Here is a 19,382-nt window from a genome sequence, read left to right on the forward strand (position 1 = left end):
GGCTACATGTGTAATGGAATGGGTTGACGAAAGTGATGTTGGAATAGAAACAATTTTACGGAATCAGGGATTCCAGTGCGCAAAATTCTTGTAAAGCTGCAAACCTGCCGCAGCACTCTTTTCCGGGTGAAACTGGGTAGCGAATATATTATCTTTGGCGACCGCGCATGCAAAGGGCGCACCGTAGTCGGTTTCGCCGGCAGTATGAACGCGATTTTCCGGCTGGGCATAATAGCTGTGCACGAAATAGAAGTAACTGTTGTCAGCAATGCCATTCCACAGCGGATGGGACAGCGTCTGCCGGACCCGGTTCCAGCCCATCTGCGGCACCTTGAAGCGCGATCCGTCTTCCTGCAGCATGCCGTCGAGGCGGAAACGCACGACTTTTCCCGGAATCAGGCCGATGCCGGGCGTATTGCCTTCCTCGCTCAGGTCGAACAGCAGCTGCTCGCCGACACACACGCCCAGGAGCGGCTTGGTGCGGGTCGATTCGATGACGGCTTCCTGCAGGCCGGATTCGCGCAGGCAGCGCATGCAATCAGGCATCGCGCCCTGCCCCGGCAGGACCAGGCGGTCGGCGGCCCGGATATCGGCCAGTTCGCCGGAAATGCGCACATCGGCTTCCGGCGCGACATGGCGCAGCGCCTGCGCTACCGAGCGCAGGTTGCCCATGCCGTAATCCACTACAACGATTTTGTTCATGTCTGAAATGTCAATCGACGCTGTACGCCTTCCATATCGTCAACGTCATTTACGTCGTTACAGGCTGCCCTTGGTCGAGGGAATCGTTCCCGCCGCCCGCGGATCGAGTTCGGCGGCCATGCGCAGTGCGCGGCCGAATGCCTTGAATACGGTTTCGCACTGATGGTGCGCGTTTTCGCCGCGCAGATTATCGATATGCAATGTGACCAGCGCGTGATTGACGAAGCCCTGGAAGAATTCATGCGTCAGGTCGACATCGAAGGCACCGATCATCGCGCGCTTGAACGGCACGTGGAATTCGATACCCGGACGTCCGGAGAAATCAACAACCACGCGCGACAGCGCTTCGTCGAGCGGCACGTAGGCATGCCCGTAGCGGCGGATGCCCTTCTTGTCGCCGATGGCCTTGGCAAACGCCTGGCCCAGCGTGATGCCGACGTCTTCCACCGTATGGTGGGCATCGATATGCAGGTCGCCCTTGGCTTCGATGTCGAGGTCGATCAGGCCATGGCGGGCGATCTGGTCGAGCATGTGGTCAAGGAAGGGAACACCGGTATTGAGCTTTTGCTGACCGGTACCGTCGAGGTTGATCGCGACGCGGATTTGCGTCTCGTTGGTATTGCGAGTGACCTCTGCAACGCGGGGCGTGGACATGTGAGTAGTTACTATGATTTATGGAGCCAGCGATGCCATGAAGGCATCGAGCAGCAAGCGGTTTTCTTCGGGGGTGCTGACGGTAATCCGCAAGCAGTTTTCCAGCAATGGGTGCATTTTACCGACATTTTTGATCAAAACCTTATGATCCAATAATGCGGAAAAAACAGCATTGCTGTTTGTCTTTTCGTGCACAACGCGTACCAGCAGGAAATTCGCTGCCGACGGGAACACTTCGACGCCCGGAAGCACGCTCAATGCCGCCGCCAGGCGCGTGCGCTCTTCCCGCAGACTGGCCGCCTGTTCATCGAGCACATCCACATGGTCGAGCACGAATTCGGCTGCGGCCTGGGTCAGCACATTGATGTTGTACGGCGGCCGGACCTTGTCGAATTCCGCCAGCAGTTCGCTGCCGGCCGACATGTAGCCCAGCCGGATGCCGGCCAGACCGAGCTTGGACACGGTGCGCATGACCACCAGATTAGCAAATTCCGGCAGGCGCGGCATGAAACTGGTCTGGGCGAAGGGCTGGTAGGCCTCGTCGACCACCACGATGCCGGTATCCTGCGCGGCCCGGATGATCTCGACCATGTCGTTTTCATCGAACAGGTTGCCGGTCGGATTGTTGGGGTAGGCCAGATAGATGATGGCGGGCTTGTGTTCGGCAATGGCGGCCAGCATCGCCGGCTTGTCGAGGCTGAAGTCCGGGTTGAGTGGCACGCCGACGAATTCGAGGCCGGCGAACTTGGCCGACATCGCATACATGACGAAGCCCGGCGTGGGCGCCAGCACCTTGGCGCCGGGTTTCGCGCAGGCCACCGACAGCATGGTGATCAGCTCGTCGGAGCCGTTGCCGAGGACCACGTCATAACCGCCGGGCACGCCGAGGCCGGCGCAGATCTTCTGCTTGAGCTCGGTGTAGGACGGCACCGGATAGCGGTTCATCGCCACGTCGGCGAGCCGCTGGCCGAGCGCGCTGCGCAGGTGCTCCGGCAGCGTGTACGGGTTTTCCATCGCGTCGAGCTTGATGAAGCCGGCGGAGTCCGGCACATGATAGGCCGCCAGCGCACGCACGTCGGCTCGGATGATGTTGTCGATCAGGGACATGGTTGGTTTATCTCGATCTGAAGAAAGCGGCAGGCAGCAAGCTGCGCGCCGCGAAAAAAGGGTTCATGCAACCTTGTCGTCCAGCGCCGCCAGACGGGATTCGATCAGCCGGCAGTACTCGGCGTTGAGTTCGAAGCCGACGAAATTCCGGCCGCAGCGCCTGGCCGCCACCGCAGTCGTGCCGCTGCCCATGAAGGGATCGAGCACAACACCGTCGGGCGGACAGGACGCCTTGATCATGCGCTCGATGATTTCCAGCGGCTTCTGCGTCGGATGATCGGCGCGCTCGCGGTGTTCGCGGTGCAGGCGCGACACGCTCCAGACATCCTTCGGGTTGTAGCCCAGTTCCAGCCATTTGGCACCGACGAAAATCGACCGCGATCTTGCCTTCTTGGTCTCGGCATCATACGGGATGCGCACGGCGTCGAGATCGAAATGATAATCCCGCGCCTTCGCGAAGAAGCCGATGGTGTCGTGCACCGACGAGAAGCGGCGGGTGCTGCCGCCCATCGAAGGCACGCGGCGGTCCCAGATGATGGTGTTGATCATGGTCATGCGCTTTTTCAGCATGACGAAGATTTCCGGCGAGTAGCGCCAGGTCAGGAAAATGTAGAAGCTGCCGTTGGCCTTGAGCTTGGGCAGCGCCGCATCGACCCACTCCTCGGTCCATTGCAGATAGGCTTCGGCGTCGCGCTTGTCGGAATCGTTGCCGTAATCCTTACCCAAGCCGTAGGGCGGATCGGCGATTAGCAAATCGATGCTGCCGTCGGGAATGCGGGCCAGGCCATGCAACGCATCTTCGCAATGGACGGTGTTGATCCAGGACGTCATTGCCGCTCACCCGAAGACGAGCGTGCGTCCTGCGGCTGCGGCAAGGCGCCCGCGGCCTTGGCAGCAGCGACCATCCGGCGCCTTTCCGACGCCTTCATTTGAGCCGGTACTCGGCCGAACCGGCGTGTGCCTGCAAACCTTCGCCGTAGGCGAGTTCTGCTGCGATCCTGCCCAGCGTCTGTGCGCCGGCTTCGCTGACGTGGATGATGCTGGTACGCTTCTGGAAATCGTAGACGCCCAGCGGCGACGAAAAGCGCGCGGTGCGGGAAGTCGGCAGCACGTGGTTGGGGCCGGCGCAGTAGTCGCCGAGCGATTCCGACGAGAAGCGCCCCAGGAACATCGCGCCCGCATGGCGCACCTTGTCGGCCCACTGCTGCGGCTCTTCCGCCGAGATTTCCAGGTGTTCGGCCGCGATCAGGTTGGCGATCTCGCAGGCTTCGTCCATGTCGCGCACCTTGACCAGCGCGCCGCGGTTGGTGAGCGAAGTGCGGATCACTTCCTTGCGCGGCATGGCGTCGAGCAGGCGGTTGATGCTGGCCTCGACCTTGGCGATATAGGCGTCGTCCGGGCAGACCAGGATGGACTGCGCCAGTTCGTCATGCTCGGCCTGCGAGAACAGGTCCATCGCCACCCAGTCCGGGTCGGTCGTGCCGTCGCACAGCACCAGGATCTCGGAGGGGCCGGCGATCATGTCGATGCCGACGATGCCGAACACGCGCCGCTTGGCGGCGGCGACATAGGCGTTGCCCGGGCCGACGATCTTGTCGACCTGCGGAATGGTGGCCGTGCCGTAGGCCAGCGCGCCGACCGCCTGCGCGCCGCCGATGGTGAACACGCGGTCGACGCCGGCAATCGCGGCGGCGGCCAGCACCAGTTCGTTCTTCACGCCGTTGGGCGTGGGCACCACCATGATGACTTCCTGCACGCCGGCCACCTTGGCCGGAATCGCATTCATCAGCACCGACGACGGATAGGCGGCCTTGCCGCCGGGGACGTAGATGCCGACGCGGTCGAGCGGCGTGACTTTCTGGCCGAGCACGGTGCCGTCGGCTTCGGTGTAGGTGAAACCGTCGCTGCCGGTTTCGGCCTTCTGCCGCTCGTGATAGGCGCGAACGCGGTCGGCGGCGGTTTGCAGCGCGGCCCGGCGCTCGGGCGCGAGCGCATCCAGAGCCGCGCGCAGCTCTTCCTTGCCGATCTCGAGGCTGGCGACGCTGCCGCTGTCGAGCTTGTCGAAGCGGTTGGTGTACTCGAGCACGGCGGCGTCGCCGCGCGCCTTGACGTCGGCGAGGATCTGCGCGGCGGCGCGGTCGATGGCTTCATCCTCGCTGGCTTCGAACGCGAGCACGGCGGACAGCTGCGCCTTGAAATCGGAGACGCTGGAATCGAGTTTGCGAATCTGGAGGGTCATGATGTCGTTATGCCGCTTTCGAAGCTTTTTCGAAGGCCTCCAGGATCGGCTGCAGGCGCTCGCGCTTGAGTTTCAGTGCCGCCTGGTTGACCACCAGGCGCGAAGAGATGTCGAGGATGTGTTCGACCTCGACCAGGTTGTTGGCGCGCAGCGTGCTGCCGGTGCTCACCAGGTCGACGATCGCATCCGACAGGCCGACCAGCGGGCCGAGCTCCATCGAACCGTAGAGCTTGATCAGGTCCACATGGACGCCCTTGGCGGCGAAGTGTTCGCTCGCGCACTTGACGTACTTGGTCACCACCCGCAGGCGCGCGCCCTGGCGCACCGCATTGGCATAGTCGAAGCCGGCGGGCACCGCGACCGACAGCCGGCACTTGGCGATGTTGAGGTCGATCGGCTGGTACAGCCCTTCGCCGCCGTGTTCGAGCAGCACATCCTTGCCGGCCACGCCGAAATCGGCCGCGCCGTACTGCACGTAGGTCGGCACGTCGGAAGCGCGCACGATGATGACGCGCACATCCGGATCGTTGGTCGGCAGAATCAGCTTGCGCGACTTTTCCGGGTTTTCGGTGACCGTGATGCCGGCTGCTTCCAGCAGCGGCAGCGTTTCTTCGAAGATGCGGCCCTTGGAGAGTGCGAGTGTCAGTTGCCGGTTCATTTACTTGACCCGCTCGATGTTGGCGCCGACGGCGGACAGCTTGACTTCCATGCGGTCGTAGCCGCGGTCGAGGTGATAGATGCGGTCGACCAGCGTCTGGCCCTGGGCCGCCAGCGCGGCGATCACCAGTGAAGCGGATGCGCGCAGGTCGGTCGCCATCACCGGTGCGCCGACCAGCTTCTCGACGCCCTGCACGATCGCCGTGTGGCCGTCGATGTCGATGGACGCGCCGAGGCGGTTGAGTTCCTGCACGTGCATGAAGCGGTTCTCGAAGATGGTTTCGGTGACGCGGCTGCTGCCTTCGGCGATGCAGTCGAGCGCCATGAACTGCGCCTGCATGTCGGTCGGGAAGCCCGGGTATTCGGTGGTGCGGAAGCTGATCGCTTTCGGGCGCGCCGACATCTGCACGCGGATCCAGTCGCTGCCCGTGGTCAGCACGGCGCCGGCTTCGCGCAGCTTGTCCAAGGCCACGTCGAGAATGTCGCTGCGGGTGTTCTTCAACGTGACGTCGCCGCCGGCTGCCGCCACTGCGCACAGGAAGGTGCCAGTTTCGATGCGGTCGGCGATCACGGTGTGGGATGCGCCGTGCAGCTTGTCGACGCCCTGGATCACCAGGCGGTCGGTGCCGATGCCTTCGATCTTCGCGCCCATGGCCACCAGCAGGTTGGCGAGGTCGGTGACTTCCGGCTCGCGCGCCGCATTTTCCAGAACCGTCTCGCCTTCGGCCAGTGTGGCGGCCATCAGCAGGTTTTCGGTGCCGGTGACGGTGATCATGTCGGTGACGATGCGCGCGCCCCTGAGCTTCTTGGCCTTGGCGTGAATGTAGCCGGCCTCGATGCTGATCTCGGCGCCCATCGCCTGCAGGCCCTTGATGTGCTGGTCGACCGGACGCGAGCCAATCGCGCAGCCGCCGGGCAGCGATACCCTGGCTTCACCGAAGCGCGCCAGCAGCGGGCCGAGCACCAGGATCGATGCGCGCATGGTCTTCACCATCTCGTACGGCGCTTCGCACTTGTCGATGGCGCCGCCGTTGAGGGAAAAGCGGTCGTCATCCTGCTCGACGCGCAGGCCCATCTGGCGCAGCAGCTTGAGCATGGTGTTGACGTCCTGCAAATGCGGCACGTTCGACAGCTGCACCGTGTCGGCCGTGAGAAGGCCGGCGCACAGGATGGGCAAGGCGGCGTTCTTGGCGCCGGAAATGGTGATGTCGCCGGACAGGCGGTTGCCCCCGGTAATAAGCAGTTTGTCCATTATTTCTGGAATTCGTCAGGGGTGAGCGTCTTCATCGACAGCGCATGGATTTCCTCGCGCATGCGGTCGCCGAGTGCGGCATACACCAGCTGGTGGCGCTGGATCAGGCGCTTGCCGGCGAAGGCATCGGACACGATCACGGCATTGAAATGCTGGCCGTCGCCTTCCACTTCGAGGTGGGTGCAGTTGAGGCCGGCGGCGATATAGCTTTTGACAAGCTCGGGTGTAGGTAGCATGGTCTTCCCTTCGGGACCTGGTTGACCTGACGGTCTGGGTGATTCTTAGTGACGCAGCTTGTATCCGCGTTTGAGCATGCGGATCGCGAAGCCCGCGAGCAGCACGAAAAACACGCTGACAATGAAAAAGCTGAACAATGGATCGACGTCGGACTTGCCGAAGAAGCCGTAGCGGAAGCCGTCAATCATATAAAAAAACGGATTGAAGTGCGATACCGTCTGCCAGAAAACCGGCAGCGAATGGATGGAATAAAACACCCCCGACAAAAAGGTTGCCGGCATGATCAGGAAATTCTGGAAGGCCGCGAGCTGGTCGAACTTTTCCGCCCAGATGCCTGCGATCAGTCCCATGGTGCCGAGGATGGAGGCGCCCAGCAGGGCGAAAATGGCAATCCACCACGGTGCAAAGAAGCTCAGGTCGGTAAACCACGTGGTGATCAGGAACACGCCGGCGCCGACCGCCAGGCCGCGCACCACGGCCGCCAGCACATAGGCGGCGAACAGGTCCCAGTGCGACAGCGGCGGCAGCAGCACGAACACCAGGTTGCCCGTGATCTTGGACTGGATCAGCGAGGACGAACTGTTGGCGAAGGCATTCTGCAGCACGCTCATCATCACCAGGCCGGGCACCAGGAAGGCGGTATAGCGCACGTCCGGATAGACCTGCACATGCGCTTCCAGCACATGGCCGAAGATCAGCAGGTACAGCATGGCGGTCACGATGGGCGCGGTGATGGTCTGGGTCGCGACTTTCCAGAAACGCAAAATTTCCTTGTAGAAAAGAGTCTGGAACCCTGTCATCACTTCTCCCCTTCCATGATCTGGATGAACACGTCTTCCAGGTCGGCCTGCTGCAGATGCATGTCGTCGATCACGGCGCCGGCCTCGCGCAAGGCGGCGAGGATGGGCTCGACTTCGGTATAGTCGTTGACGCGCAGCGTGTACTTGCCGCCGGCGATGAGTTCGTCGGGATGGGACACCAGGGGCTTGAGCGCATCGGGCAGGCTGCCGCGCGCCAGGTGGACGATCAGCTGCGAGCCGGAAATCCGCTTGAGCAAGGCGGAAGTCGAATCCAGTGCGACGACCTTGCCCGCCTTAAGCATGGCGATGCGGTTGCACAGCGCCTGGGCTTCTTCCAGGTAATGCGTGGTCAGGACGATGGTGTGGCCTTCGCGGTTGAGCCGGGAAATGAATTTCCACAGCGTCTGGCGCAATTCCACATCAACGCCGGCGGTCGGTTCGTCGAGCACGATGACCGGCGGCCGGTGCACCAGCGCCTGCGCCACCAGCACGCGCCGCTTCATGCCGCCGGACAGTGCGCGGGTATTGGTATCGGCCTTGTTGGTCAGGTCCAGATTGGCCATGACTTCATCGATCCAGTCGTCGTTCTTCTTCAGACCGAAATAGCCGGATTGCATGCGCAGCGTCTCGCGCACCGTGAAGAAGGGATCGAACACCAGCTCCTGCGGCACGACGCCGAGCCGCTTGCGGGCTTCGCGATAGTCCTTGACGACATCATGGCCGTGAATCGATACCGTGCCGGAATCGGCGCGGTTGAGTCCGGCGATGATGGAAATCAGGGTTGTCTTTCCCGCACCGTTGGGACCCAGCAGGCCGAAGAACTCTCCCGGCTCGATGGACAGGGAAACGCCGCCAAGCGCCTGCAGCGACTTGTAGCGTTTTTCAACATTGACGATTTGAAGGGCAGCCATGGCGGCTTGATCACTTTATCGGGAAGGCTGCTTGCGCGCAGGAAGGCGCAAGCTTTGACGGAACCCTTGATTATATTGGATTTCCGGTCAGGAAGCCGGAGCGGGGACGGGCCGCCGGAGCGGCGGCAGACCGTCAATGATGGGCGAGATCGCCGTGATGTTCGCCGGCGTGTGTGATGGAAACGAGCTCGGCGACGCCGTACAGTTCGATGAGGCTCTGCAGGCTGGTGGAAGGATTGCGGAAGGCCAGCGGCTTGCCGGCACGCTGCGCGGCGCGCTGCCATGCCAGCATGGTGGCCACCGCGGCCGAATCGACCACCGACAGGCCACCAAGGTCGATCTGGGTCTGGCCTTCGGCGATCGCGCGCAAACCGGCTTCGAGCACGGTTTGCGCATTGTTGACGGTCAGCGTCAGGGTGGGCTGATACATGGACGGGCCGGTATCAGGACTTGGAGGATTTCGCGGCGCTGGCGGCCAGGCGCTTGTTCCTGTCCGACAGCGTCTTGATCAGGCCGTCGATGCCGCCCTTGCTGATTTCCGAGGCGAAGTTGCCCTTGTAGGTTTCGACCAGCCAGGCGCCGAGCACGTTGACGTCATAGATCTTCCAGCCGCTCGGCGATTTTTCGAGACGGTAGTTCAGCTGGATGGGATCGCCGCCGCGCGGCTGCACGACCTGCGAACGCACTTCGACTTCGGTATCGGACGCATCGGCGCGCAGGGGCTTGAATTCCAGCTTCTGGTCACGGACCTGGGAAATGGCGCCCGAATAGGTATAGATCAGCAGTGAACGGAACTCCGTGGTCAGCTGCTTCTGCTGTTCGGGCGTGGCTTCACGCCAGAAGCGGCCAGCCGCAAGCGCGGTCATGCGCTGAAAGTCGACATGCGGAAGAATCTTGGCTTCGACCAGTTCGAGCACTTTCTTCTGGTTTCCGCCCTGGATATCCTTGTCGCTCTTGGCGGCGTCAAGCACTTCCTGACTGATGCGCTTGACCAGCGCGTCGGGCGCTTCCTGAGCGGAGGCGGCAGGAGCAAAGCCGAGCGCACCGATCGTCAGGCTGGCGATGGCAAATAGAGTCTTGAGCAGTTTCATAGATTCCTGAGTGAAATAAGCAGTTTGCAGGAGCAACATGCAGCGCGAACGCCGCGCCGCAGTTCGGGAAACGCGCGACATGCCTTATCGGCATACCGGGCAACGGTCTATTGTTTCGTCTCCGCGCCGGGCATTGCACCCGTGCCTTCATTTTTTTCCAGTTTGACAACCGGTCCGGTGGCCGGTTCCGACGCGGATACCGGCGTACTCTTGCCTGCCGGCTCCTCGGCGGCTTCGGTCGGACCGACATCATGCTCATATTTGCTTTCCGGAACCTCTCCGTCGTACACCTTGCTCTGCCGGCGCTGCAAATAGGCATCACGTACGAATACATAGCGGTCCAGTGCCGCTTCTTCAAGCAGGTTGGAGGCATCGAGAACACTTGCGCGCAGATCGATCAGGCGGACCACGGTGCCGGTATTGCGCCAGTGCACCGGATCATAGTAACTCCAAAGATCGCCGCTCATATCCACCGGCAATGCAGCCGTGTCCCGCAAGGTGGAAGAACCGAAGACGGGAAGCACGATATAGGGACCCGACTTGACCCCCCACTTGCCCAGCGTCTGGCCGAAGTCTTCCCTATGCTTGGCCAAGCCGGCCTCGGACCCGATGTCCAGCACGCCGGCAAGGCCGAAGGTCGAGTTGACGGCAAACCGCATGACGTCGGACATGCCGTCTTCCACCTTGCCCTGGAGCAGATTGTTGAACGCCGTCCAGACGTCGCCGAGGTTGCCGAAGAAGTTGCTGATGCCGATCTGCACGAACTGCGGAACGACATTGCTATACACCTCCGCCGCAGGCTTCACCGCAGCCTGGTCAAGCTTGTCGTTGAAAGTGAACATGGCCCGGTTGAAACCTTCAAACGGGTCCTTGGGATTGTTGCTGGTAGAGGCGCAACCGGACAGTCCAATCGCCGCGGCAATCAGGCTTGTTGTTATTAGCGGTACTGCCTTCATTGTTATTCGCCTTCCTTTCCTTCCGCCGCTTTGCTGTAGAGAAACTGACTGATCAGGTTTTCCAGCACCACGGCAGACTGGGTCATCTTGATACGGTCGCCGGCGGCAAGATTGTTGGTATCTCCGCCCGGTTCCAGGCCGATGTACTGTTCGCCAAGCAGGCCCGACGTCAGAATCTTCGCCGAACTGTCCTTGGGAAACTTGTAATTGCTTTCAAGGCTCAGGGTTACGAGAGCCTGATAAGTCTTGTCGTCGAAACGAATGTCGGCCACACGCCCCACCACCACGCCGGCACTCTTGACCGGGGCGCGGGGCTTGAGGCCGCCGATGTTGTCGAACCGCGTCGTGACGGTATAGGTGGGCGCGAATGACAGGGAACTCATGTTGCCGGCCTTCAATGCCAGAAACACGAGTGCGGCTGCACCCAACAGGACGAACATGCCGACCCAGAGGTCCAATGATTTACGTTGCATGACTACACACTCACACTATAGGTTGCAAAACCGCTTGTATGGTTTCACGTCAAGAAAAAACTGTTTAGATTGCGTCCGCGGTGGCGACGTTGCCGTTTTTACCTTACCTCAATTGAACATGAGAGCGGTCAGCAGGAAGTCCAGCCACAGCACGGTCAGGGAAGCGATGACCACGGTGCGGGTCGTCGCGCGCGCAACGCCTTCCGGCGTCGGCTGCGCCTCATACCCTTGAAACAAGGCAACGAACGTTACCGCAAAACCGAAGACCACGCTCTTGATGACGCCGTTGGCAATATCCTTCCAGATGTCGACCCCGGCCTGCATCTGCGACCAGAACGCCCCTTCGTCGACGCCGATCATCAGCACGCCGACGATATAGCCGCCGAGAATGCCGACGGCGCTGAAGATGGCGGCCAGGATGGGCATGGCGATCACCCCTGCCCAGAAGCGCGGCGCGACCACGCGCTCGAGCGGATTCACCGCCATCATTTCCATGGCCGACAGCTGTTCGCCCGCCTTCATCAGCCCGATCTCGGCAGTCAGCGACGTGCCGGCGCGCCCGGCGAACAGCAAGGCGGTCACCACCGGCCCCAGCTCGCGCGTCAGCGACAGCGCCACCAGCAGGCCGAGCGCCTGTTCGGAGCCGTAGCGGTTCAGGGTGTAATAGCCCTGCAGGCCGAGCACGAAGCCGACGAACAGGCCAGACACCGCGATGATCACCAGCGAATAATTGCCGATGAAATGAATCTGGTCCGTGATCAGGCGCGGGCGGCGCCACAGCCCGGCCGATGCCATCAGGACGGAAAGGAAGGAGCGCGCGGCAAAACCGACGTTGGAAACCGATTCCCTTACCCAGCGGCCAATGGCCGACACCGCGTTGACGATCATCGCCGCCCTCCCATCTGCAAGTCTTCCGCGAGCGTGCGGCCCGGGTAGTGGAAAGGCACAGGCCCGTCCGCCTGGGCGTGGACGAACTGCTTCACATAGGGATCGTCGGAGGAACGCATCTGCTCCGGCGTGCCGTGGGCGACGATCTTCCCTTGCGAAAGGAAGTAGACGTAATCGGCGATGTGGAAGGTTTCGTGCACGTCATGCGATACCACGATGGAAGTCGAACCCAGGGCATCGTTGAGATGACGGATCAGGTTGGCGGTCACGCCCATCGAGATGGGGTCAAGGCCTGCGAAGGGCTCGTCGTACATGATCAGCTGCGGATCGAGCGCCACCGCGCGCGCCAGTGCCACCCGCCGCGCCATGCCGCCGGAAATCTCCGAGGGCTTGAGCTGGGCCGCGTTGCGCAGGCCGACCGCATGCAGCTTCATCAGGACGAGGTCGCGGATCATGTCTTCCGGCAGCCGCGTATGCTCGCGCAGCGGGAAGGCGACATTTTCGAATACCGACAGATCGGTAAACAGCGCACCGTGCTGGAACAGCATGCCCATCTTCCGGCGCTGTACATAGAGCGCCTTGCTGTTGCGGGGATCGATGGCTTCGCCGGCCACTGTGACCGTACCCCGCTGCTGGGAGATCTGTCCGCCGATCAGGCGCAGGATCGTCGTCTTGCCCGAGCCGGAGCCGCCCATGACGGCGACCACCTTCCCCTGAGGGAAATCCATATGGAGTCCGGAGAGGATAGGCCGCGGCCCATAGGCAAAATGAAGATCGCGGATTTCGACGAGATTAGGCACAGCGGGGGAATGTTTACGCAAAGGTGAGATTGTAGTGCAGAAATTGCAATCGCACTTTTGGCATAAACCAAGCCGCGCCGAAAAACCAACAAAAAAGCCCGCCAAATTCGATGATCTGGCGGGCTTCTTGCAACAAAAACAGCTTATACGCCTTAGCGCGGCAGGACCGACGAACCCATCAGGTATTCATCGACGGCACGCGCGCACTGGCGGCCTTCGCGGATGGCCCAGACCACCAGCGACTGGCCGCGGCGCATGTCGCCTGCGGCGAAGACCTTGTCGACCGAGGTCTTGTAGCAGTTGTCGCCCTCGGTGCTTGCCTTGGCATTGCCGCGGGGGTCCTTTTCGACGCCGAAGGCATCCAGCACCTGTTGTACCGGCGAGACAAAGCCCATCGCCAGCAGCACCAGATCGGCCTTCAGTTCGAACTCGGAGTTCGGCACTTCCTGCATCTTGCCGTCTTTCCATTCGACACGGGCGGCGATCAGCTTTTCAACCTTGCCGTTCTTGCCTTCCAGGCGCTTGGTCGCCACTGCCCAGTCACGTTCGCAACCTTCTTCGTGTGACGAGGAGGTGCGCAGCTTGGTCGGCCAGTAAGGCCAGACCAGCGGCTTGTTTTCTTCTTCGGGCGGCTGAGGCAGCAGCTCGAACTGGACGACGGAGGCAGCGCCGTGGCGGTTGGAAGTGCCCACGCAGTCGGAGCCGGTATCGCCGCCGCCGATGACGATGACGTGCTTGCCGCTTGCCATGATCTGGTCCTTGACCTTGTCGCCGGCATTGACCTTGTTCTGCAGCGGCAGGAATTCCATCGCAAAGTGGACGCCCTTGAGTTCACGGCCCGGAACCGGCAGGTCGCGCGGGTTTTCCGCACCGCCGGTGATCACGACCGCATCGAAATCCTTCTTCAGCTGGTCGGGGGAAATGGTTTCCTTGGCCCAGTTGTAGACGTTGGACGGGAAATCCTTGCCGACGAAGACGCCGGTGCGGAAGGTCACGCCTTCGGCCTTCATCTGCTCGACGCGGCGGTCGATGTGCGACTTTTCCATCTTGAAGTCGGGGATACCGTAGCGCAGCAGGCCGCCGATGCGATCGTTCTTCTCGAACACGGTGACGTCGTGGCCGGCGCGCGCCAGCTGCTGGGCAGCCGCCATGCCTGCGGGACCGCCGCCGACGACGGCAACCTTCTTGCCGGTCTTGGCAGAAGGGATCTGAGGGACGACCCAGCCGTTTTCCCAGCCCTTGTCGATGATGAAATGCTCGATCGACTTGATGCCCACCGGATCATTGTTGATGCCCAGCGTGCAGGCAGCTTCGCAGGGTGCCGGGCAGATGCGGCCGGTGAATTCCGGGAAGTTGTTGGTGGAATGCAGGTTGTCCAGCGCTTCCTTGTAATTGCCGTGGTAAACCAGGTCATTCCAGTCGGGAATGATGTTGTTGACCGGGCAGCCGTTGTTGCAGAACGGGATGCCGCAATCCATGCAGCGTGCGCCCTGCACCTTGGCGTCGGCGTCGCTCAGATGGACGACGAATTCCTTGTAATGCTTCTTGCGTGCGACGGGGGCTTCGCTTGCTTCCTGCAAGCGCTGGAATTCCAGAAAACCGGTGACTTTACCCATGATGTTCCTTCAGTGTTCTTATTTGTCTCCCTGGCGTCCCTACCGGGGCGCTTCGGGCCGGGAAGCGTCTGCCGCCGTTGAGAATTGCGGCGACGGACATTCCTCTACCTAACCTCCTCCGCCAGGGACTGGGGAGGAGGGACAAAACAGCAAATACCTTGATTACGCTGCGACCTTTTCTTTTGCCTGAGCGGCGGCATACATTTCGCCCAGAGCCCGCTTGTAGTCGGTCGGGAAGACCTTGACGAACTTGCTGCGGCCATTGGCCCAGTCGTCGAGCAGGTTGCGCGCACGGGTGCTGCCGGTGTACTTGAAGTGGCGTTCGATCAGGCCCTTGAGGATCGCCTCGTCGGTCTGGCGCTCGGCGCCGCGGGTGGCGGCATGCCATACCGACTTGTCGAACTTGGCTTCCTGCTCGGCCGAGGACAGCACCGGATCGAGGGCCACCATCGACATGTTGCACTTCTTGGCAAACTCGCCGTCCGGATCGTAGACGTAGGCCACGCCGCCCGACATGCCCGCCGCGAAGTTGCGGCCGGTTGCGCCGAGCACGACCACGGTGCCGCCGGTCATGTATTCGCAGCCGTGGTCGCCGGTGCCTTCGACGACGGTGACCGCGCCGGAGTTGCGCACCGCGAAACGTTCGCCCGCCACGCCGTTGAAGAAGGCTTCGCCGGCGATCGCGCCGTACAGCACGGTGTTGCCGACGATGATGTTGTCGACAGCCCAGCCGCGGAACTCGGTGTTCGGACGCACGATGATGCGGCCGCCCGACAGGCCCTTGCCGACGTAGTCATTGCCTTCGCCGACCAGGTCCAGCGTGATGCCGTGCGCCAGGAAGGCGGCGGCCGACTGGCCTGCGGTGCCCTGCAGCTGGATGTGGATGGTGTCGTCCGGCAGGCCTTCATGGCCGTAGCGCTTGGCGACCTCGCCCGACAACATGGTGCCGACGGTGCGGTTGCGGTTGCGCACCGGCGAGATGAAGGACACTTTCTCGCCCTTCTCCAGCGCGGCCTTGGCCTGCGCGATCAGCTTGTGATCGAGCGCGCCGTCGAGGCCGTGATCCTGCTCTTCGACCTGGTAGCGCGGCTCGGACTCCGGCACTTCAGGCTGGTAGAAGATCTTGCTGAAGTCCAGGCCCTTGGCCTTCCAGTGCGCGATCGCCTTCGACTTGTCGAGCAGGTCGGCTCGGCCGATCAGCTCGTTGAAGCTGCGAACGCCCAGCTGGGCCATGATCTGGCGCGCTTCTTCGGCGACGAAGAAGAAGTAGTTCACCACGTGTTCCGGCTTGCCCTGGAATTTCGCGCGCAGGACCGGGTCCTGGGTGGCGACGCCCACCGGGCAGGTATTCAGGTGGCACTTGCGCATCATGATGCAGCCCTCGACGACCAGCGGCGCAGTCGCGAAACCGAATTCGTCGGCGCCGAGCAGCGCGCCGATGACGACGTCGCGGCCGGTCTTGATCTGGCCGTCGGTCTGCACGCGGATGCGGCTGCGCAGGCGGTTCAGCACCAGGGTCTGCTGGGTTTCGGCCAGGCCGAGTTCCCAAGGCGAGCCGGCATGCTTGACCGACGACAGCGGCGAGGCGCCGGTGCCGCCGTCATGGCCGGCGATCACGACGTGATCGGCCTTGGCCTTGGCAACGCCCGCGGCCACCGTGCCGACGCCGACTTCGGACACCAGCTTGACCGAGATCGAAGCTTTCGGATTGGCGTTCTTCAGGTCGTGGATCAGCTGCGCCAGGTCTTCGATCGAGTAGATGTCATGGTGCGGCGGCGGCGAGATCAGACCGACGCCCGGCACCGAAAAACGCAGCTTGGCGATGTACTCGGAGACCTTGTGGCCCGGCAGCTGGCCGCCTTCGCCCGGTTTCGCGCCCTGCGCCATCTTGATCTGGATCTGGTCGGCGGAAGTCAGGTACTCGGTGGTGACGCCGAAACGGCCCGATGCCACCTGCTTGATCTTCGAGCGCAGCGAATCGCCGGCCAGCAGCGGCAGGTCGACTTCGACGCGGTCCTTGCCGATCACGGAAGCGAGCGTTTCGCCCTTCTTGATCGGAATGCCCTTCAGTTCCATGCGGTAGCGGTTCTCGTCCTCGCCGCCTTCGCCGGTGTTGGACTTGCCGCCGATGCGGTTCATCGCGATCGCCAGCGTGGCGTGCGCTTCGGTCGAGATCGAGCCGAGCGACATGGCGCCAGTGGCGAAGCGCTTGACGATTTCCTTGGCCGGTTCGACTTCGTCGATCGGGATGGCTTTCGACGGATCGATCTTGAACTCGAACAGGCCGCGCAAGGTCATGTGGCGCTTGGACTGATCGTTGATGATCTGCGCGTATTCCTTGTAGGTGTTGAAGTTGTTGGAACGGGTCGAATGCTGCAGCTTGGCGATCGCGTCCGGCGTCCACATGTGGTCTTCGCCGCGCACGCGGAATGCGTATTCGCCGCCGGCGTCGAGCGCGTTGGCCAGCACCGGGTCGTTGGAGAAGGCCAGCTTGTGCAGGCGCAGCGCTTCCTCGGCAACCTCGAACACGCCGATGCCTTCGACGTTGGACGCGGTGCCCTTGAAGTACTTGTCGACCAGCGCCTTGTTGAGGCCGATGGCTTCGAAGATCTGCGCGCCGCAGTAGGACATGTAGGTCGAGATGCCCATCTTGGACATGACCTTCATCAGGCCCTTGCCGACGGCCTTCTGGAAGTTGTAGATCGCCTTGTCAGCCGACAGCGCGCCCGGCAGGCCCTTGGCCATTTCGCACAGCGTATCCATCGCGAGGTAGGGATGGATGGCTTCCGCGCCGTAGCCGGCGAGCAGTGCGAAGTGGTGGGTTTCGCGGGCGGAACCGGTTTCCACGACCAGGCCGGTCGAGGTGCGCAGGCCCTTGCTGACCAGGTGCAGGTGGATGGCCGACGTTGCCAGCAGCGCCGGGATGGCGACCTGCTCCGAATCGAACTTGCGGTCGGAGATGATCAGGATGTTGTGGCCCGACTTGACGGCGTCGACGGCTTTCGCGCACAGCGATGCCAGGCGCGCCTCGATGCCTTCCTTGCCCCAAGCGACCGGGTAGCAGATGTTCAGTTCATGCGACTTGAACTTGCCGCCGGTGTGCTTGCTGATGTTGCGCAGCTTGGCGATATCGGCGTAGTCGAGGATGGGCTGCGACACTTCGAGCCGCATCGGCGGGTTGATGTTGTTGGTGTCGAGCAGGTTCGGACGCGGGCCGATGAAGGATACCAGCGACATGACCATGGCTTCGCGGATCGGGTCGATCGGCGGGTTGGTCACTTGGGCGAACAGCTGCTTGAAGTAGTTGTAGAGCGTCTTGTTCTTGTTGGACATGACGGCCAGCGGCGAGTCGTTGCCCATCGAACCGACGGCTTCTTCCCCGGCGGACGCCATCGGCGCCATCAGGAACTTCAGGTCTTCCTGGGTGTAGCCGAACACCTGCTGGCGGTCCAGCAGCGCGATCTCGGACTTCGGCTCGACCGGCTCGGCATCGAGTTCGTCGAGCTTGATGCGCACGGAATCGATCCACTGCTTGTACGGCTTGGCGTTGGCGTAGGTGTCCTTGAGTTCCTTGTCGTCGATGATGCGGCCGGCGTCGAGGTCGATCAGGAACATCTTGCCCGGCTGCAGGCGCCATTTCTTGATGATCTTCGATTCCGGGATCGGCAGCACGCCGGACTCGGAAGCCATGACGACGAAATCGTCATCGGTCTGGATGTAACGCGCCGGACGCAGGCCGTTGCGGTCGAGCGTGCCGCCGATATGGCGTCCGTCGGTGAAGGCCATCGCGGCGGGGCCGTCCCACGGCTCCATCATCGCGGCGTGGTATTCGTAGAAGGCGCGGCGGTTGTCGTCCATCAATGTATGGTTTTCCCAGGCTTCCGGGATCATCATCATCATCGCCTGGGCGAGCGGGTAGCCGGCCATCAGCAGCAGTTCGAGCGCATTGTCGAAGCAGGCGGTGTCGGACTGGCCTTCATAGATCAGCGGGAACAGCTTCTGCAGGTCGTCGCCGAGGACGGCCGACTTCATCACGCCTTCACGGGCGCGCATCCAGTTGAAGTTGCCCTTGACGGTGTTGATTTCGCCGTTGTGGGCGATCAGGCGGTAGGGGTGAGCCAGCGGCCACTCGGGGAAGGTGTTGGTCGAGAAGCGCTGGTGAACCAGGGCCAGCGCGGAGACGCAGCGCGGATCCTGCAGGTCCTTGTAGTAAACACCGACCTGGTCGGCCAGCAGCAGGCCCTTGTATACAACTGTGCGCGCCGACATCGACGGCACGAAGAATTCCTTGCCGTGGATCAGGTTCAGTGCCTGAATCGCGTGGCCGGAGGATTTGCGGATCACGTACAGCTTGCGCTCGAGCGCGTCGGTGACCATGATGTCCGGGCCGCGGCCGATGAAGATCTGACGGATGACCGGCTCTTTGGCGCGGACGGTCGGCGACATCGGCATGTCGAAGTCGACCGGCACGTCGCGCCAGCCCAGGACGACCTGGCCTTCGGCGGACACGGCGCGCTCGATTTCCTGTTCGCAGGCGATGCGGGAGGCGTTCTCCTTCGGCAGGAAGACCATGCCGACGCCGTATTCGCCGGGCGGCGGCAGGTTGATGCCCTGCTTCGCCATTTCTTCACGGTAGTATTGGTCGGGGATCTGGATCAGAATGCCCGCGCCGTCGCCCATCAGCGGATCGGCGCCGACTGCGCCCCGGTGGTCGAGATTCTTCAGGATGAGCAGACCCTGCTCGACGATGGAATGGCTTTTCTTGCCTTTGATGTGGGCGATGAAACCGACGCCGCAGGCGTCGTGTTCATTGGAAGGATCGTAAAGACCTTGCGCGTGCATAAAGATTCTCCGCAACTTTTGGGGTATTGAAGCAGAAGGATAGTGCAGCGCAATAGATAGTTCAATCTAAATTAAATAGGGTCGGAGTCAAATTAAGTATTTCACCAACTTTGCACACAAATAAATGGGGACAGAGAGAATTTGCACAGACTTGGTG

The 19,382-nt window shown here is 62.1% G+C and carries 18 protein-coding genes; all 18 read right to left on the reverse strand.

Going from position 1 to position 19,382, the window contains the following annotated elements; all coding sequences use genetic code 11:
• Positions 1–63: 63 nt before the first annotated feature.
• The 18 genes from hisH to IGW03_RS20050 all read right to left on the reverse strand — a co-directional run bounded on the left by hisH (position 64) and on the right by IGW03_RS20050 (position 19,225).
• Entirely contained in the window at positions 64–702 is a 639-nt protein-coding gene (hisH, locus tag IGW03_RS19965; protein ID WP_194724298.1) for an imidazole glycerol phosphate synthase subunit HisH, read from the reverse strand.
• Positions 703–759: 57 nt separating this feature from the next.
• Positions 760–1,356 carry an imidazoleglycerol-phosphate dehydratase HisB gene (hisB, locus tag IGW03_RS19970; protein WP_194724299.1) on the reverse strand — a complete coding sequence of 199 codons (597 nt, stop codon included), beginning with the start codon at positions 1,354–1,356 and terminating at the stop codon, positions 760–762.
• An 18-nt stretch (positions 1,357–1,374) separates the two neighbouring features.
• Positions 1,375–2,463: a histidinol-phosphate transaminase gene (gene hisC / locus IGW03_RS19975; protein ID WP_194724300.1), complete on the reverse strand. Its 1,089-nt coding sequence runs from the start codon at positions 2,461–2,463 to the stop codon at positions 1,375–1,377.
• A gap of 63 nt (positions 2,464–2,526) precedes the next feature.
• Positions 2,527–3,294, reverse strand: a complete 768-nt coding sequence (locus IGW03_RS19980) for a DNA-methyltransferase (RefSeq protein WP_194724301.1) — start codon at positions 3,292–3,294, stop codon at positions 2,527–2,529.
• A gap of 94 nt (positions 3,295–3,388) precedes the next feature.
• Positions 3,389–4,702: a histidinol dehydrogenase gene (hisD, locus tag IGW03_RS19985; RefSeq protein WP_194724302.1), complete on the reverse strand. Its 1,314-nt coding sequence runs from the start codon at positions 4,700–4,702 to the stop codon at positions 3,389–3,391.
• Between the two features lie 7 nt (positions 4,703–4,709).
• Positions 4,710–5,360, reverse strand: coding sequence for an ATP phosphoribosyltransferase (gene hisG / locus IGW03_RS19990; RefSeq protein WP_194724303.1), 651 nt, complete (start codon positions 5,358–5,360; stop codon positions 4,710–4,712).
• Positions 5,361–6,611 (reverse strand): UDP-N-acetylglucosamine 1-carboxyvinyltransferase, encoded by a 1,251-nt coding sequence (gene murA / locus IGW03_RS19995; protein ID WP_194724304.1) that lies wholly within the window; start codon positions 6,609–6,611, stop codon positions 5,361–5,363.
• Entirely contained in the window at positions 6,611–6,847 is a 237-nt protein-coding gene (locus tag IGW03_RS20000) for a BolA family protein (protein WP_194724305.1), read from the reverse strand. The genes murA and IGW03_RS20000 overlap by 1 nt, the downstream gene beginning before the upstream one ends.
• Positions 6,848–6,892: 45 nt before the next feature.
• Positions 6,893–7,648: an ABC transporter permease gene (locus tag IGW03_RS20005; protein ID WP_194724306.1), complete on the reverse strand. Its 756-nt coding sequence runs from the start codon at positions 7,646–7,648 to the stop codon at positions 6,893–6,895.
• Positions 7,648–8,559 carry an ABC transporter ATP-binding protein gene (locus tag IGW03_RS20010; RefSeq protein ID WP_194724307.1) on the reverse strand — a complete coding sequence of 304 codons (912 nt, stop codon included), beginning with the start codon at positions 8,557–8,559 and terminating at the stop codon, positions 7,648–7,650. Before IGW03_RS20010 ends, IGW03_RS20005 begins: the two co-directional genes overlap by 1 nt.
• Before the next feature lie 133 nt (positions 8,560–8,692).
• Positions 8,693–8,989 (reverse strand): STAS domain-containing protein, encoded by a 297-nt coding sequence (locus IGW03_RS20015; RefSeq protein ID WP_194724308.1) that lies wholly within the window; start codon positions 8,987–8,989, stop codon positions 8,693–8,695.
• A gap of 13 nt (positions 8,990–9,002) precedes the next feature.
• Positions 9,003–9,650: an MlaC/ttg2D family ABC transporter substrate-binding protein gene (locus IGW03_RS20020; protein WP_194724309.1), complete on the reverse strand. Its 648-nt coding sequence runs from the start codon at positions 9,648–9,650 to the stop codon at positions 9,003–9,005.
• A gap of 107 nt (positions 9,651–9,757) precedes the next feature.
• The gene (locus IGW03_RS20025; protein WP_194724310.1) at positions 9,758–10,606 is read right to left on the reverse strand and encodes an MlaA family lipoprotein; all 849 of its coding nucleotides are present in this window, start codon (positions 10,604–10,606) and stop codon (positions 9,758–9,760) included.
• A gap of 2 nt (positions 10,607–10,608) precedes the next feature.
• Positions 10,609–11,079 carry an outer membrane lipid asymmetry maintenance protein MlaD gene (gene mlaD / locus IGW03_RS20030; protein ID WP_194724311.1) on the reverse strand — a complete coding sequence of 157 codons (471 nt, stop codon included), beginning with the start codon at positions 11,077–11,079 and terminating at the stop codon, positions 10,609–10,611.
• 108 nt (positions 11,080–11,187) lie between these two features.
• Positions 11,188–11,967: a lipid asymmetry maintenance ABC transporter permease subunit MlaE gene (mlaE, locus tag IGW03_RS20035; RefSeq protein WP_194724312.1), complete on the reverse strand. Its 780-nt coding sequence runs from the start codon at positions 11,965–11,967 to the stop codon at positions 11,188–11,190.
• Positions 11,964–12,767 (reverse strand): ABC transporter ATP-binding protein, encoded by an 804-nt coding sequence (locus tag IGW03_RS20040; RefSeq protein ID WP_194724313.1) that lies wholly within the window; start codon positions 12,765–12,767, stop codon positions 11,964–11,966. Before IGW03_RS20040 ends, mlaE begins: the two co-directional genes overlap by 4 nt.
• Positions 12,768–12,919: 152 nt before the next feature.
• Positions 12,920–14,383, reverse strand: coding sequence for a glutamate synthase subunit beta (locus IGW03_RS20045; RefSeq protein WP_194724314.1), 1,464 nt, complete (start codon positions 14,381–14,383; stop codon positions 12,920–12,922).
• A gap of 162 nt (positions 14,384–14,545) precedes the next feature.
• Entirely contained in the window at positions 14,546–19,225 is a 4,680-nt protein-coding gene (locus IGW03_RS20050) for a glutamate synthase-related protein (protein ID WP_194724315.1), read from the reverse strand.
• Positions 19,226–19,382 lie beyond the last annotated feature (157 nt).

This window comes from Noviherbaspirillum malthae (assembly GCF_015352985.1).
In the GTDB taxonomy this organism is placed as follows: domain Bacteria; phylum Pseudomonadota; class Gammaproteobacteria; order Burkholderiales; family Burkholderiaceae_D; genus Noviherbaspirillum; species Noviherbaspirillum malthae.